At 43.5% G+C, this 14,988-nt stretch carries 13 protein-coding genes and 1 tRNA gene; 6 read left to right on the forward strand and 8 right to left on the reverse strand.

What is annotated here, in order from left to right; translation table 11 throughout:
- Positions 1 to 158 precede the first annotated feature (158 nt).
- Complete coding sequence (locus tag HWQ41_RS14740) at positions 159 to 1,280, forward strand: geranylgeranyl reductase family protein (protein WP_292763904.1); 1,122 nt, start codon at positions 159 to 161, stop codon at positions 1,278 to 1,280.
- 332 nt (positions 1,281 to 1,612) lie between these two features.
- On the opposite strand, the gene HWQ41_RS14745 is transcribed toward HWQ41_RS14740, so the two are convergent.
- The 3 genes from HWQ41_RS14745 to HWQ41_RS14755 all read right to left on the reverse strand — a co-directional run bounded on the left by HWQ41_RS14745 (position 1,613) and on the right by HWQ41_RS14755 (position 3,832).
- Positions 1,613 to 2,233 (reverse strand): hypothetical protein, encoded by a 621-nt coding sequence (locus HWQ41_RS14745; RefSeq protein WP_292763873.1) that lies wholly within the window; start codon positions 2,231 to 2,233, stop codon positions 1,613 to 1,615.
- 106 nt (positions 2,234 to 2,339) lie between these two features.
- Complete coding sequence (locus HWQ41_RS14750; RefSeq protein WP_292763875.1) at positions 2,340 to 3,209, reverse strand: type II CAAX endopeptidase family protein; 870 nt, start codon at positions 3,207 to 3,209, stop codon at positions 2,340 to 2,342.
- A 185-nt stretch (positions 3,210 to 3,394) separates the two neighbouring features.
- Positions 3,395 to 3,832 carry an AbrB family transcriptional regulator gene (locus HWQ41_RS14755; RefSeq protein ID WP_292763878.1) on the reverse strand — a complete coding sequence of 146 codons (438 nt, stop codon included), beginning with the start codon at positions 3,830 to 3,832 and terminating at the stop codon, positions 3,395 to 3,397.
- Between the two features lie 1,470 nt (positions 3,833 to 5,302).
- On the opposite strand from HWQ41_RS14755, the gene HWQ41_RS14760 reads away from it, so the two are divergent.
- The gene (locus HWQ41_RS14760) at positions 5,303 to 6,316 is read left to right on the forward strand and encodes a succinate dehydrogenase/fumarate reductase iron-sulfur subunit (protein WP_292763907.1); all 1,014 of its coding nucleotides are present in this window, start codon (positions 5,303 to 5,305) and stop codon (positions 6,314 to 6,316) included.
- A gap of 68 nt (positions 6,317 to 6,384) precedes the next feature.
- Here HWQ41_RS14760 and HWQ41_RS14765 read toward each other — a convergent pair whose 3' ends face one another.
- The 4 genes from HWQ41_RS14765 to HWQ41_RS14780 form a co-directional block, all read right to left on the reverse strand.
- A complete protein-coding gene (locus tag HWQ41_RS14765; RefSeq protein ID WP_292763880.1) occupies positions 6,385 to 6,909 on the reverse strand; it encodes a Tol biopolymer transporter periplasmic protein in 525 nt (174 codons plus the stop codon).
- 73 nt (positions 6,910 to 6,982) lie between these two features.
- Complete coding sequence (locus HWQ41_RS14770; RefSeq protein ID WP_292763882.1) at positions 6,983 to 7,543, reverse strand: hypothetical protein; 561 nt, start codon at positions 7,541 to 7,543, stop codon at positions 6,983 to 6,985.
- A gap of 47 nt (positions 7,544 to 7,590) precedes the next feature.
- The gene (locus HWQ41_RS14775; RefSeq protein ID WP_292763884.1) at positions 7,591 to 8,517 is read right to left on the reverse strand and encodes a Ycf66 family protein; all 927 of its coding nucleotides are present in this window, start codon (positions 8,515 to 8,517) and stop codon (positions 7,591 to 7,593) included.
- Positions 8,518 to 8,762: 245 nt separating this feature from the next.
- Positions 8,763 to 8,882 carry a photosystem II reaction center X protein gene (locus HWQ41_RS14780; RefSeq protein ID WP_292763886.1) on the reverse strand — a complete coding sequence of 40 codons (120 nt, stop codon included), beginning with the start codon at positions 8,880 to 8,882 and terminating at the stop codon, positions 8,763 to 8,765.
- Positions 8,883 to 9,188: 306 nt separating this feature from the next.
- On the opposite strand from HWQ41_RS14780, the gene HWQ41_RS14785 reads away from it, so the two are divergent.
- Positions 9,189 to 9,482 carry a YggT family protein gene (locus tag HWQ41_RS14785; RefSeq protein WP_229462437.1) on the forward strand — a complete coding sequence of 98 codons (294 nt, stop codon included), beginning with the start codon at positions 9,189 to 9,191 and terminating at the stop codon, positions 9,480 to 9,482.
- A 212-nt stretch (positions 9,483 to 9,694) separates the two neighbouring features.
- Here HWQ41_RS14785 and accC read toward each other — a convergent pair whose 3' ends face one another.
- Positions 9,695 to 11,038, reverse strand: coding sequence for an acetyl-CoA carboxylase biotin carboxylase subunit (accC, locus tag HWQ41_RS14790; RefSeq protein WP_292763890.1), 1,344 nt, complete (start codon positions 11,036 to 11,038; stop codon positions 9,695 to 9,697).
- 385 nt (positions 11,039 to 11,423) lie between these two features.
- On the opposite strand from accC, the gene HWQ41_RS14795 reads away from it, so the two are divergent.
- The 3 genes from HWQ41_RS14795 (at position 11,424) to HWQ41_RS14805 (ending at position 14,821) form a co-directional block, all read left to right on the forward strand.
- Positions 11,424 to 11,504 (forward strand) — tRNA-Leu (locus HWQ41_RS14795).
- A gap of 289 nt (positions 11,505 to 11,793) precedes the next feature.
- A complete protein-coding gene (locus tag HWQ41_RS14800) occupies positions 11,794 to 12,423 on the forward strand; it encodes a chorismate lyase (protein ID WP_292763892.1) in 630 nt (209 codons plus the stop codon).
- 649 nt (positions 12,424 to 13,072) lie between these two features.
- On the forward strand, positions 13,073 to 14,821 hold the full coding sequence (locus HWQ41_RS14805) for a DUF3352 domain-containing protein (protein ID WP_292763895.1): 1,749 nt from the start codon (positions 13,073 to 13,075) through the stop codon (positions 14,819 to 14,821).
- Positions 14,822 to 14,988 lie beyond the last annotated feature (167 nt).

Consider the following 14,988-nt stretch of genomic DNA (forward strand, 5'->3'; position numbering starts at 1 on the left):
GCTGAAGGATGATGGATAAATTCTTCAGCCTTTATCATTTATTAGGCATCTAACAAAAATTGATCAAGTAGGGGCAATACCCTGCGGGAAGCTAAAGCTACATGAATTGCCCCTACTCAATAGAAAATAAACTAATTCAGGAGCAAAAATTCAGCCATATGTATGACTGCATCATCGTCGGCGCTGGGCCAGCTGGTGGAACAGCTGCATATCATTTAGCCAAGCAAGGTCGCTCAGTATTAGTGTTAGAAAAAGAATCCCTGCCAAGATATAAACCTTGTGGCGGTGGGGTATCTCCAGCGATCGCTCAATGGTTTTACTTTGATTTTTTCCCAGGGGTTTCGGGGAAAGCCGAATCCGTTCGCTTTACCTGGAAATTGGGCGACCCGGTGGAAGCAAAAATCGCCACAAAAGAACCAATCTGGATGGTGCGACGAGATATTTTTGACCATTTCCTAGTGCAGCAAGCACAGAAGCAAGGGGCTGAACTACGAGATCATACTGAAGCTACGGGTATTGAGTTTCAAAGCGACTATTGGCAAGTTAACACAGCCAATGGCTCAGTTACAGGTCGTTACTTAATCGCGGCTGATGGGGCTAAAGGCCCAATGGCAAAATGGTTAGGATTCAAAGAACGTAAACGCCGTTTAGCAGCAGCTTTGGAAGCAGAAGTTCTCGCAACTGTCAAGGACAAATCGACAATTCATTTCGAGTTTGGCTTGGTGAAAAATGGCTACATTTGGAATTTCCCAAAAGCTGATGGTTATTCCATTGGTGTCGGTACGTTTATCGGCGGCGAACCTCAAGATTTTAAGAAGATTTTAGATGAGTATGCGCGATCGTTTAATGTAGATATCAAAACTAGTAAGCAGTATGGTTATCCCCTTTGCTTGTGGGATGGCAACCAAAAGTTGCATACTCAAAATGCAGTTTTGGCTGGGGAAGCTGCTTGTGTAGTCGATCCCATGACAGCAGAAGGCATTCGTCCGGCAATTTTTAGCGGTTTGATTGCAGCAGGAGCCATTAATCAGGCACTTTCCGGTGATACCAATGCTTTAGAAAAATATACTGAAGCCATTAATGAAGAATGGGGTACTGAGATGGCTTGGGCGCAAAAATTAGCTGGAGCATTCTATCGCTTTCCAGGCATTGGCTACAAAGTTGGTGTTAAGCGCCCCTCTGGTGCCCAAATCATGGGTAAGATTCTGTGCGGAGAACTGCGCTATGGCGACGTTGCCAGTCGCGCCCTTAAGCGTTTAATCCCTGGTTTTGGGGGTTAAGTATTAGAGATTAGGTAACGAATCTCTAGCGGGCGAGACACCGACCCCACAAAAATTAATCATCTCTTGTGGGGTGGGCATCCTGCCATTGGTGTCAACTTAGAGCCAGGGCGAATAGAATTCGCGGCTACACAAACAAAGTCCACCTCCGTGGACTAATACAAAATCAAGGATTCTTAACCCACGTTCGCGTAGCGTTCCGCAAGGAAAGGTGGGTTAAGCCTCGTGTAGGCGTGGTTAATAACCGCCCCTTTAACCTTAAGTTGACTTTATTTTTGAATTTTGAATTTTGAATTTTGAATTGTTAATTTGCCTATCTACTTACCATTTCTCTAAACTAGGGTTTTAGACAAGGAACTCTTAAAGGTGTGCAACATAATTCCCAGAATCTTATCGACAGAATTAACATAATATTCAATTGAGTCAATGCAAACAGTATTCTGTTCTAAAGTTAAGAATTTCCAAGCGGTTCCACTTGTGACTGCTCCATAGATGACTGGAATCTCATTACCTGCTCTTTGATTAAATATGTGAGCAGCAATCATTGTGGCTGCACATTGCCCCAATCCGGCGATGATATTCTCATTTTTGGCCTCTACAACAGTGACTACTGGAGCGCTGATAAAATACTGTTCACCAGATGCACTGAGGATGAAGTCACAAAAACCTGAAAGTCCTTGAGTAGGATCAACATTGAATTCTGTACCTGAAAATAAGCTGATCTGATAATCTAACTGTCGCCTTACCTCAGACAGAATCGGAGCGATTAAGAACTCAGAACGAGCTTTTTCGCTATTAATGGCAGTTGCTAAAGTTAGGTTCTCATCTAGCAACCGCTTCAGTAAGTCAGATGGCTGGACACCCTCTACAGTCAGAAACAGATTACGTGTCTCTTCCAGAGTTAAGCCAAACGCATTTCTTACTTTAGCGAGACTAAAATCACTGTATGCCATAGACTTCTGCTCCAGTTCTATCTTAATTGTGCATGGCTTCCCCGTCTTTGCAAGATATTGCTTCGTTAGCAGGCTCGCCTCTCAAATATTCCGTCTGAACGCGAAATTAAAAATACCTAGAGAAAAGCCAAATAATCACTCCAGTTCCCAATACACAAATAATCCCCGCCAAACCAGCTAGAGGTTTTTTATTCTTACCTGTAAACCAGTCAGAGACTTTACCAGTGTAAATAATTAGTTCGGCTGTATCTATGGTAGCGATCGCCCATATCCATCCCGCGTGCAATCCCCAGGCTAAACCCAAATTGCCGCTTGCAGCAAAGCGTGCCAACACCAGCACCATTCCCATCAGCCACAATCCAGGGAGTTGGGGTGCCGTTTCGCGCTGCTCCCAAACCAAGTGTAGTAAGGCAAAAATCAAGCTAGAAATTGCGGCTGCTACCCAAATTGGATAATCCTGCGCTAATTCAGTGAACAGGAAACCGCGAAAAACTAACTCTTCTATCCCACCCACTAATAACGCTATCAAGAAAATCGGTAGCAAGATGGGTAGTACTAACTTGAAATTCGTCTTTTCAAAACAACACCAACCTAACCCAAATTGCCCACTAAATACAATAGCTAGGCTCACCACTCCCAAACTGAAACCTAGTGCTAAAGAACCAAGAGTTGAAAGATTCCCAACAAAGCCGTAATCCGAAAAAGATTTATTGGTCAGCCAATTAACTCCCCACAGAATCAGGGGAGCCAATAGGTAGAGTGACAACAATAACGGCATCTTTTGCTCTGGCTGCAAAGGCTTGGGAGGTTGCCAATTGAGCAATATTGCTGATACTGTTGCGATCGGCAACCAGCAAACTATCCAGAAAATAAAAAATGCCATCACTACAACTAGTGCTGGTGCATTTTCCATAAACGCCAGTAGGACGTTGACCGAAGGCTCAAAGAAAGTTATCAAAATAAACAAAAAAAACACGATAGACTTCTTGCACTATAGATTTCTTGCTGATTAATCAAGACTCTACTAAAATTGGTGACTCCTGCAAGGGGTCTAATCGTATTTTTTACCTGGGACAAAATTTTCTAAATAGAGCTACTAATTTGCTGTCGGAGTAAGGACAAGTTATCATCACCTGAAACTTATCCCTACCATCAGCAAATTTACTCTTCCTCTTCCAAATCTTCGTCCGAGTCGTCGGAGTCTACATCTTGTGAGGTTAGTTTTTTATCGCTTTCACCGAGTTGAATCAGGTGAATATGCTTGTATCCCAATCTAATTTCAAACTCATCTCCAGATTTTAAGCCCATTGCTTTGGTATATGTAGCACCAATCACAATCTGACCATTTTGATGGACACTAACCCGATATGTCGGTTCACGACCACGACCATCTTTAGGTGCTTCTGGACTTAGAGGAATTCCTCTAGCCGATAGCAAAGCGTCATAAAAATCGGTGAGATTGACACGAACCTGGTTATTCTTGGTAACAGTGTAATAGCCGCACTGTTTAGCTCTTTCTCGGCGCGGTAAAGTGGAAAGTTCTTTTACTTTAGCAAGTAGTGCTTTTCCGGTTAATGGCGCGGTTGCAGTTTCAGTCATTATGCTCAAATTTTCCTTACTCTCTCCAAACTGATAAACGATGTACTCTCATGCCAGCATTTGACTTTTTAGCATTTGCATAGAGCTACTTAGGACTCTAGTGTAACGGGTGAATTCCTGCTGATAGGAGCCAAAAGCACTTCTATATATGGTTGTCCACAACAAATTAGAGGTCATAGTTGCCACAGACATTAATTTTGCTGATTTTGCGGCACTTTTAACCATTATTCGCCATTAGAAATGAAATTGTTTTCTCTTTTGGCGCTACTGTAGCGGTGTAACTTTCAGCCACCTTAACAAATTGGGTTGGTTCTACTACAAATAAGTCGTAGAACCAAAAAATTGCAGGTTTTCCACTTTGAGTGCTTGCCCTTCTGGCCAATGAGCAAGTAGAGTTTTCTCTACTCCTACTCTCAAGCTTAGGACAGCATAGTATTTCAATAGAGTCCTACGGGCATATGCCCTTTTGTCCTGCCAGTAGAGACGCGAATTTTCGTGTCTCTACATTACGAATCAACAAAGCAGTAGTAGCCGCGCTTATACGGCTATTGATTCTGGTTTTGTCACTTCGTAATTTTATATTAAATACTAGCATGGACTAATAATAGCAAAATAGTTGTTTAATTTTGAATTAAAGTTGCTGGTAAATTTTTATTTAAATTTCTAGACTTAAAGCTTGGAAAAAGCAGTGAGGATTTTCCTAACCCTTGATTGCAAGCGTGAGTATTGCCCTATGGCTTTTATAAAAATTTATCTAATATAGACTGGTCGTTTTGACCAATGAGTTAAATCCAAGATGTTCTTGATTGAGAGGAGGCAAAAATCTAAAAGTCTCGCGTATCAAGGATTCCCGGTGCAAGAACTTTTATTTGAAGTGGTGAGGATTTTTCCTCGGTTTATTACTGTAAGCTTAAAAGCGGTCAGAGGATTTTGTACGTCTGTCTATGGGAAGAATAAATATCTTAACATCTGCCTACCGCTTGATTGCCACTACTATATATTGAACATGTGCTTTTACACTTCTATATAATCAAAAAATTCAGATGAAGCTACCGCTTGACGGAATTTTCCAGCCAGGACTGCTTGACTCAAGTTGACATCAAGACGTGTCGCTAACCTGATATGCATTTAATTTGGATATGATCGCTAGGTTAAAGATAAACCTAAGTGCCTTTCTGAGCAAACCCCGTTTCCTTTATATTCCCAAACAGCTAAATTCAATGCAAAGCTGCGATTACATTTTTGGCGTTTTAACTCAGAATTTGACACAAATATTGCTGACAGCGCTGCTACAAGTAAAATTTTAATGGTTATCCTTAAGTTAGAATCAGTCGCTCTTTCCTCGTCAGCCTGTTAACACCAGGGTTTGAATTAAGGGCAAAAAAAGTATAGCTCACTTTTCACAACTACCTGCCTTGACTGATGATTGTTGAGGCTGGTGAAGCAATTTTAAAATTTTGGTTAGTGGTCATGGAAGTTATTTTTAAGGTCATTCGACAGCAACAAAATTCCTCCCCTGTTGTGCAAACCTACCTTGTAGAGGCAGAACCAGGTAATACAATCCTGGATTGCCTGAATCATATTAAGTGGGAGCAAGATGGAACTTTGGCATTTCGCAAAAATTGCCGCAATACCATTTGTGGTAGCTGTGCTATGCGAATTAATGGGCGTTCGGCTTTAGCTTGTAAGGAAAATGTTGGCAGTGAACTTGCCAGATTACAACAAATACCATCATCCCCAAGTAAAGTAAATGCCATTGGCGAAATCACGATCGCCCCTCTGGGCAATATGCCCGTGATTAAAGATTTGGTTGTAGATATGAGCAGTTTCTGGAATAATCTAGAGGCAGTTGCTCCTTATGTGAGTACGGCAGCACGACAAGTACCAGAAAGAGAGTTTTTGCAAACACCAGAAGAGCGATCGCGCCTCGATCAAACTGGCAACTGTATTATGTGCGGTGCTTGTTACTCTGAATGCAACGCCCGTGAAGTTAATCCAGACTTTGTAGGCCCCCATGCCCTTGCCAAAGCTTACCGGATGGTAGCAGACTCCCGCGATCGCGATACCGAAAATCGCTTAGAAAGCTACAACGAAGGTACTAAAGGCGTATGGGGTTGCACCCGTTGTTTGTACTGCGATTCAGTTTGTCCAATGGAAGTTGCACCATTAGAACAAATCACCAAAATTAAACAAGAAATTCTCACCCAGAAACAAGCCAGCGATAGTCGCTCAATTCGTCACCGAAAAGTATTGGTGGATTTAGTTAAAGAAGGTGGTTGGATTGATGAACGTCAATTTGGTTTACAAGTTGTCGGTAACTATTTTCGGGATTTAAAAGGATTACTCAGTATTGCACCCCTCGGTTTGCGGATGCTCCTCCGAGGTAAGTTTCCCCTGTCATTTGAAGCTTCTGAAGGGACAGAACAAGTGCGATCGCTCATTGAATCTGTGCAACAAGAAAAGGAACTGGGGACTAGGTATTAGGGATTGGGTATTAGGGATTGGGATTAAAAGAATTCTTTCCCAGTCCCCAGTCCCCAGTCCCCATTTTTTCAACGCGGCTCTTGAGGTATATTCAACGGCTGTCCATTCCGGTCATATACTAAAATATCCCACTGCCCGTTGTTACTAGATTCAAAAGCAATCCTACTACCATCAGCGCTAATTGTCGGGTTGCGGACTTCCGCTTGTAGATTATTAGTCAAATTCCGTGATTGGCGTGTTTCCCGGTCGTAGAGAAAAATAGCCGATCGCCCCTGACGGCTAGCCGCAAACACAATATAACGCCCATCTTGTGAAACGCTAGGATGAGTTGCGATCGCGTCAAAGGAGTTTAAACCTGGCAAATCGACTAAATCACGAGTTACCGTATCAAACATATAAACATCTTGGCTACCCCGTCGGTCAGTAATAAAAACAATGTATCTCCCAGAAATTTGGGGGTCTAATTCCGACGCTAAACTATTGAGACTCCGACCCCCCGGATCAAAGGGATAACTCAAAATCCGAGGGTAGCCAAAACATCCAGTCAGTAAACTTAAGCAGAAAAATACAGGTATAAAAAAAACACGTTTCATATATTAGTCATTAGTCATTAGTCAATAGTCTCACAACTCTTAACTCCTAACTCCTAACTCCTAACTGTCTCCTCTACGGAGGTGAACCCACAGTTGCACCATTAGGAATATCTAATTCAATATTTGGCCCCCGGTCTAGAACTTCAATATCCCACTGACCACGGGTGGCGGTTTCAAAGACAATATAGCGTCCATCTGGGCTGATATTTGGTTTTCTGACCCAGCCGCGATAGATTGGTGTGACGATTTGTGATTGTTGCGTAGCGCGATCGTAAAGCGCCACCACAGGTCTACCTTGGTCACTAGTAAGATAAGAAATGTAACGCCCGGTGTAGCTCAAACTAGGACTTTCGGCAATTGTTTCCTGTCGGTTTATCCCCGGTGTACTAATAAACAGTTGCCTCTCCAAATCGTACACTAGTAGCTGCTGATTACCATTCCGATTAGATACAAACGCTAAAAAGCGCCCATTTCCACTCAAAGCAGGTTGCTCCTCGGTGTAGCGACTGTTGAGGGAAGTAGGCCCTATGAGAATATCATTAGAACCACAAGATACAAGCAAACTTGTTAAACCAAAAACCAGGCTCCAATGAATTGGTCTTTGGAGCCAAAATGTAGGCGTAAATTTTTCCACCTCAACTGTTTTCCGTCGCCTCTAAACCTACTTCCACGCCAACTGTTTTAAACATCGTCATCAAAATCGGTCGAATTATCGGGCCGCTCATTTGGCTTTTCAATCGGGTTGTATGGCACATAATCAGTTGGGATCGCCTCATCATCTTCGCGCGGTCTTCGAGGAGCCGAGTCAGTGGGCGGACGACGCCTTCTCGGTCTGGGAGCAACATCATCTTCACGACTTTCGGGTTGCTGGGGTCTGTTATTACTGCGACGAGAAGGTTTTCTGACTTCCCCACCCGAACTTTCCCAATCATCAACTTCCCTAGATGAAGAACCCCAATTTTCTTCTTCAGAGCTTTCAGAAGGGCGATTCACCGGACGCCCAGAAGTACGCTGACGCGTTCTATCCCCTGGAGCCTGTCTTTCACTACTGCTGCCGTTGCGGCGTTCTGAACGACGGGGGGGTTGCTCCCTGTAGTAGTCATCACGAGTTGAAACCTCATCCCTGCTACCCTGAATCCGGGGACGCGAGGGGCGTTCTTCCTCGTCTTCATAAGGCAGTGGATCTAAGTCTGCCTCCATCTGAGCTCCATACCTCTTGCGATTACGGTTCATTGAGTAATTTTTGCTTACCTCTCGGTCTTCGTCTTCGTCCACAATCGGAGTGTTGCGCTTTGCTTGCTGGGTAGCTATACTCCGCAGACGAATACTTTCAACTGCAAAAAATACAGTTGTGCCGACTAAAAGCAGTTGACCGAATTGTAAAATCGGGTCTAGCCGCCATCCTTGAAAAACGAGAATGAAGCCGCAGAGCAAGCCGACTGCCGCAAAAAAGATATCTTGATCCCGTGACAATTCTGGACGCACAGTGCGGAGAAAATACAGTGCTGCCCCAGCCACAGCCAGGAAAATTCCTAGAATACTGGCTGAGTTTGCCCCAAAATTAACCTGAGCCAGAAAACTGGCTGAGTTCAGCCCAAAATTTATCATTGCTGTTTTCCCAATATCAAATCTATGTTAGCGAGTCACAATTAAAATCACTACTCTAATTAGTCAGGATATATTGAAGCTTCAAAGCCTCTGGCAAAGAAGCTCTGAAGCTGTTCACCAAAAAGTAAAAAAACCTATGTCTGTCAGCTAAAACTGCTTCTAGCGGCAAATACTGCTGCTTTTGGTGCAATTATAAATACCTAACAGACAATCGGTTGTGAGAGTCGAATTGACTCTCATAAGCATTATGAACGCTGAATTTTATCTTTCTGGCTAATGAAAATAAGACCAACTGTAACGGGTATCACAACAATTGCACTACCCCAAGCCAAACTCCAAAGAAAATTTGCTAAAGAAGGCGTCATACTTCTCAACCTTTTTTTACACACTTCATCCTAATTTTAATAGTGTATTACTTTCTTGAGAAGCCTCTAAGTCTGAACTGCCAAACTGGTAACTGCTTTCACCGGTTGTTGAGTTAACCGCGTGAGCGTGTTTGCTTTTGTATTTCAGAAGGGGGTGACAGCATTTGGTTAAAATGATCATGAGAGTGCTTTACAAAGCTTAAAATTTCTTGGCGATGTCTACGACGGGCTATTCGGCGTCGCAAAGCACCGCTTGCCGTTGCCTAAGTTTTTTCTTTCTTTACAGATAGATAGTAGCTGAAACCGATGACTGGTGTTGATCTGACTGCTTGGATTCTCGGCCCTGTGTTAGGGCTGATGACATTTTTATTTATATTTCGGATCATTCTCACTTGGTATCCGCAAGTGGATCTGAATCGTTTGCCCTTTAATTTAATAGCTTGGCCCACTGAACCATTTTTAGTGCCCTTGCGAAAGCTGGTGCAACCTATAGGCGGGGTGGACATTACACCTATTATTTGGGTTGGTATCTTCAGCCTGCTGCGAGAAATCCTGCTAGGTCAGCAAGGATTGCTGACTATGCTATCTCGTGTGAATTAGGGATGGGGCATGGGGCAATTCAATTTTGGATTTTGGATTGACGATAGCGGAGCGTAAAGCCTTCGGCATAGCTTCGCTTAGAGCGAGTCCGCGTACTCCTGCCCAGAAGCAAGCTACGCCTTGGTCTCGTAGAGAGCGTCTTTTGGATTAAATTTCAATTCTTTAATCCAAAATCTAAAATCTAAAATTCTTACTCCCCACTCCCCACTCCCTTAACCGTTCATTTCCTGCACAAAATTTGTATAGACATTACCCTGCAAAAACTGTGGATTTTCCATAATTTTTTGATGAAACCCGATGGTGGTGGGTAGTCCAGTGATGGCACATTCTCGGAGTGCGCGTTTCATGCGGTTAATAGCAGTGGGTCGGTCTGGCGCCCAAACAATTAACTTGCCGATCAAGGAATCGTAGTAAGGCGGGATTTGGTAATCTGTGTAAACGTGGGAATCAATGCGAACACCAGGCCCTCCAGGGGGAAGATAGCCGCTAATCCGTCCAGGAGAAGGGCGAAAGTCATGATCGGGGTCTTCAGCGTTGATCCGACATTCGATCGCATGACCCCGTAATACTACTTGCTCTTGGGTAAGTTTAAGTCTTTCCCCTTGGGCAATCAGAATTTGTTCGGCAACCAAGTCTATCCCAGTAATCATCTCTGTTACCGGATGTTCTACTTGAATCCGGGTGTTCATTTCCATAAAGTAGAATTTACCGGATCTATCCAAGAGAAACTCGATAGTACCCGCCCCAGTGTAGTTAATGAATTGGGCAGCTTTGACAGCAGCTTGTCCCATTTTCTCACGCAAGTCTTGGTCGAGAGCCGGACTTGGTGCTTCTTCCAGTAGCTTTTGATTCCGGCGCTGAATTGAGCAATCCCGTTCGCCCAAGTGGATAACATTACCGTAGTTATCCGCCAAAATTTGAAATTCGATGTGGCGAGGACGTTCAATAAATTTTTCTATGTACACGCCAGAATTCCCAAAAGCTGCTCCTGCTTCGCCTTGCGCCGCCAGGAAAAGTTTCACAAATTCATCTTCAGAACGAACTAGGCGCATACCCCGTCCACCGCCGCCAGCTGTGGCTTTGATCATCACTGGATAGCCGATATCCTTAGCAAATCTTAATCCTTCTTCCTCGGATTCTACCAACCCCTCACTACCTGGTACCGTCGGGACTCCAGCTTTTTGCATGGTTTCTTTGGCAGTGGATTTATCCCCCATTCGCCTCATAGCTTCTGGAGTTGGGCCGATAAAAGCAATATGATGGTCTGCACAAATTTCCGCAAACCGGGCATTTTCTGCTAAAAAGCCATAGCCTGGATGAATGGCAGTCGCATTGCGCGTCAGTGCGGCAGCAATAATATTGGGAATATTCAAATAACTTTTACTGCTAGCAGGTTCGCCAATGCAAACCGCTTCATCAGCAAGTTGGACGTGGAGAGCATTACGGTCAACGGTGGAGTGAACCGCAACCGTCGCAATCCCCATTTCTTCACAGGCGCGGAGAATGCGAAGGGCGATTTCTCCCCGATTGGCAATTAATATTTTGTCAAACTTCATTTTTTAGTTTCGATATCATTACCAGTAGATTGACATTTTCTCTGATCCAACTTGAAACGACGCTTTCGCACTATTTCAAATTATCACAGGAGATTCGCCACCCTGATTCTAAGCAAACTTCAGATTGCAGGTTGCTGCCTCTACAGTCTTACTACACTAACAACATTGCTGCTGTAAGTCTTGGCTAGCTTACCAAACTGGGATTTTGCGATCGCACCCTGCCGAATACAGTAGCTCTACCCTTTTTAATATCACTTGTGCAGCTGCTAGATTTCTGTCAGTCTGATACCGCCTTGAGAAAATTTATATTTTTGAGCAACTGAATTTAGATATCACCTTACTATAATTATTTTCTTATGCTATAGTCTATCTTTAGAGAAACCATGCGGATGTGGCGGAATTGGTATACGCGCACGCTTGAGGTGCGTGTGGCTTTGCCTTGCGAGTTCGAGTCTCGCCATCCGCATTTTTGCTTGTTTAGTCATAGGGTCAATAGTCAAGGGTCAAAAAACCTTCGACTATTGACCCTTAAAACTGAACCTAGCTCTAGTACTCCCTCAAGGCAACAATGCTTGGTAAATAAGTTTGTAGTAAGGACTTTAGTCCTTGTCTGAAGCACTGAAGTGCCTACTACATACCTAGAAAATTTGACAAAACGAAAAAACCTTTCCCCACTCCCCACCAAGGATTGTTGCCTTGCCAAAGTACTAGTTTTTTATGCTTTTATAGAGATAGGTGAAGTTTTGTAAAAAGCATTGAGTATTACTTTTACACCGACAAACAACTCAACACTGCCAGCAGCTTGGCATCGCCTCACTCCGATTTGGCAAGGAGGAGAGGAAATAATTCAACAAAGTTTACCTCACACTCAGCTGGCACCTGCTTGGCAGCTAATGTTTTTGGGTGACGGCTCTCCAACACGTCACTTAGAATTGCTTACAGGTGAGCCTGTAGAAGTAGATGTGATTGATATGTCATTAATTGGCATGGACTTGGATGATGCTCCTGAGTTAATCCAATCTGTTCCAGGGCCGCGACTACGCCGACAAGTGTGGCTGCGTACCGCTTCTGGTCAACGATTAGCCTATGCTACTTCATGGTGGGAAGCCAGTCATGTAGATGAGTATTTGCAAAATCGTTCATTACCAATTTGGGCGAGTTTAGCTCGTCTTCGCACAGAATTGTATCGGGATGTTCGAGGAATTTACTACGGTGATTCATCGGCGCTAGAGTCGGGTTTTGATGTAACTGGGCCTTTTTGGGGCCGCCACTACTTGTTTTGGCATCATGGAGAGCCACTGACTTTAATTTATGAAGTTTTTTCGCCTTATTTAACCAAATATTTGGGGCCTATGCAGCTGAGTGCTGTTAATGCTGAGGGATAATAGCATTGAAAAATTCAAAAGTGTTTTTATCCAGCAGCAGCCAAGTACCGCTTATCTACGAGACGCTGCACATAGCGTGCTTGTTTGAAAAAGTAGGCTCCAATTCAAAATTCAATTATTTTTTTTTAATCAAAAATTAGCAGTTCCTCCTCAGCAAAAATAACAACTGTTTGGCATCAAAATGATACAAATTCCGAAAAATCCTAATTCAGCAACATATCTGATTTATAAGATTGGTAATTCATGCGGAATCCCGGACACTGAATTGATCTTGGTTAGATAAAGTCAATACAACAGATGGAAGTTATGTAAATACAAGGTAGTGTGAGTTGCTGATGACTTGCAGCAATGTCCAAGTTAGTTATATCCTCAAAGTGCTTGAAATGACGGATTTAACTCTTGAAGAATTTCCGCAGAGGCAACCGTCCAAAGGAAGTATCCGGCGAAATTGAACAAAGCGTGTTAAAAAAGATAACTAACTACTAAAACACCGCTTTTGAAACAGTAGGGAAGGTTGATTACAGAAATATCATCAATGTCTAGGATGGAGACATTCATGCAGTTAACTGCCCTAGATAACGAGAAACTTTTTGGTTAACTTAACCAATCAAACAAGTAATGAGTTTGCAAGTATGAGGTATAGGTTTCAATGGCACCGCCTGTTGTGTCTGTTCGGATGAAGAAAAATAAGAAACCGTCTCTGGTGTTGACGCTCTCGGCTGCTGGGTTCTTAATTGGTGCGGGGAGTATAGCATACTGGTTGTTAAGCCAGAGACAACTATCTTCTAGCGATTTGCTAGTAGGTGCAAATATTATTCCTGGTGATGCCCTGTTTGCGGTTTCTCTGACAACAGATCCCCAGCAGTGGCAGCAATTGCGGCAGTTTGGCACAAGAGAAACCCAAGCAGAACTGGACAAAAATTTAGTAGAATTGCGCGATCGCTTTCTAACTAATAATGGTTACGACTTCCAGAAAGATATCGCCCCTTGGGTAGGCAATGACGTTACAATCGCATTTCTTGCCCCAGACACAGCGAGTAAACCTGCACCCAAACCAGTTACCACCAATGAAGATGCTGCCAATGATCAGCAGTCGATGGTAATGGTATTGCCAGTGAAAAACCCAGAAATCGCCAAAAGCATTTTGGCACAACCCAAAACCCTTAAACAAGGTAAATGGATTGACCGGACTTATCAAGGGATCGCCATCAAACAAAATCAGGGACAAGCAGGGGAAAACTTCTCAGCAGCATTACTAGATGGACGTTTTTTAGTCATAACTGATAGTCCCAAAGCCACAGAACGAGCGATCGACGCCTACAAAAATAAAACATCCCTAGCCGCAACAGGGGGCTTTGCTGAGAATTTTCTGAAAATTGCCAATTACCAACCCTTTGCTCAGTTTTACGTCAATGTGCCAACAGCAGCCAAAATAGCCGCAGCTTCTCCAAACCGCCCTTTACCTGCTCAAGTTTTAGCTCAACTGCAAAATAACCAAGGTTTAGCGGGGACAATGACCTTAGAGCCAGAAGGAATTCGCTTCAAGGGCGTTTCTTGGCTAAACCCTAATAGTCAACGTGTGCTGGCGGTGGAAAACAAAGCTGGGGAAATGCAAAACCGTCTACCTGCGGATACCTTGATGATGCTATCTGGCGGTAACTTACAGAGGTCTTGGGGAGACTATGTTTTAACATCTCAGGGAAATCCCTTGTCACCGATCGCACCAGAACAAGTGCGAGGTGGTGTAAAATCTCTGATCAATCTCGATTTAGATAAGGATTTGCTCAGTTGGATGAAAGGCGAATTTTCCTTATCATTGATTCCTAGCACTCCAAAAGCAGGTTCACCAGATGATTTTCGTGCGGGTTTGGTGTTTATGGTACAGGCAAGCGATCGCCAATCAGCTGAAACATCCTTAAAACAGCTCGATGACGTGATGAGAAATCAATACCAGTTCCAAGTCCAACCGACAAAAGTCGCAGGTCAACCTGTTGTTAACTGGGTTTCACCTTATGGTACATTAACTGCCACCCACGGCTGGTTAGATGAAGATGTCGCTTTTCTAGTCGTGGGCGCTCCCATCACTGATAAAATTGTTCCCAAACCCAACAACACACTAGCTAGCACGATCCCCTTCCAACAAACAGTTCCTACAGAACCAAATCCGACAAATGGTCAATTTTTCATGGATGTGGAACGAACTGTGAAAAATTTCCCTTTACCAACTCTAATTCCCAATCAACAAACTTTGCTAGATGCAACGCGCTCAATTGGGATGACATCTGCTGTCAGCGACAATCGCAGTAACATCTACGACATTTTTATCGGACTAAAAAAAGTTACGAACTCGACTGTCTTACCTAGTCCAGAAAGCAATAAGAGCAACTCTGTTAAATAGGGGAATGGGGAGTAAGAATTTTAGATTTTAGATTTTGGATTAAAGAATTGAAATTTAATCCAAAAGACGCTCTCTACCAGACGCTAAAAGCGTAGCTTGCAACTCTTACAGAGTACGCGGACTCGCTCTAAGCGAACGCGAGTGCGTCTCTAAGAGTTGCTATGCCG

The sequence above is a fragment of the Nostoc sp. NOS(2021) genome, assembly GCF_017115025.1.
Classification (GTDB): domain Bacteria; phylum Cyanobacteriota; class Cyanobacteriia; order Cyanobacteriales; family Nostocaceae; genus Nostoc.

Excerpts from the sequence above, each read along its gene's own strand:
- HWQ41_RS14740 (WP_292763904.1), top strand. The coding sequence starts at position 159 with ATGTATGACTGCATCATCGTCGGCGCTGGGCCAGCTGGTGGAACAGCT.
- HWQ41_RS14745 (WP_292763873.1), bottom strand. The coding sequence starts at position 2,233 with ATGGCATACAGTGATTTTAGTCTCGCTAAAGTAAGAAATGCGTTTGGC.
- HWQ41_RS14755 (WP_292763878.1), bottom strand. The coding sequence starts at position 3,832 with ATGACTGAAACTGCAACCGCGCCATTAACCGGAAAAGCACTACTTGCT.
- HWQ41_RS14760 (WP_292763907.1), top strand. The coding sequence starts at position 5,303 with ATGGAAGTTATTTTTAAGGTCATTCGACAGCAACAAAATTCCTCCCCT.
- HWQ41_RS14765 (WP_292763880.1), bottom strand. The coding sequence starts at position 6,909 with ATGAAACGTGTTTTTTTTATACCTGTATTTTTCTGCTTAAGTTTACTG.
- HWQ41_RS14775 (WP_292763884.1), bottom strand. The coding sequence starts at position 8,517 with ATGATAAATTTTGGGCTGAACTCAGCCAGTTTTCTGGCTCAGGTTAAT.
- HWQ41_RS14780 (WP_292763886.1), bottom strand. The coding sequence starts at position 8,882 with ATGACGCCTTCTTTAGCAAATTTTCTTTGGAGTTTGGCTTGGGGTAGT.
- HWQ41_RS14785 (WP_229462437.1), top strand. The coding sequence starts at position 9,189 with ATGACTGGTGTTGATCTGACTGCTTGGATTCTCGGCCCTGTGTTAGGG.
- accC (WP_292763890.1), bottom strand. The coding sequence starts at position 11,038 with ATGAAGTTTGACAAAATATTAATTGCCAATCGGGGAGAAATCGCCCTT.
- HWQ41_RS14805 (WP_292763895.1), top strand. The coding sequence starts at position 13,073 with ATGGCACCGCCTGTTGTGTCTGTTCGGATGAAGAAAAATAAGAAACCG.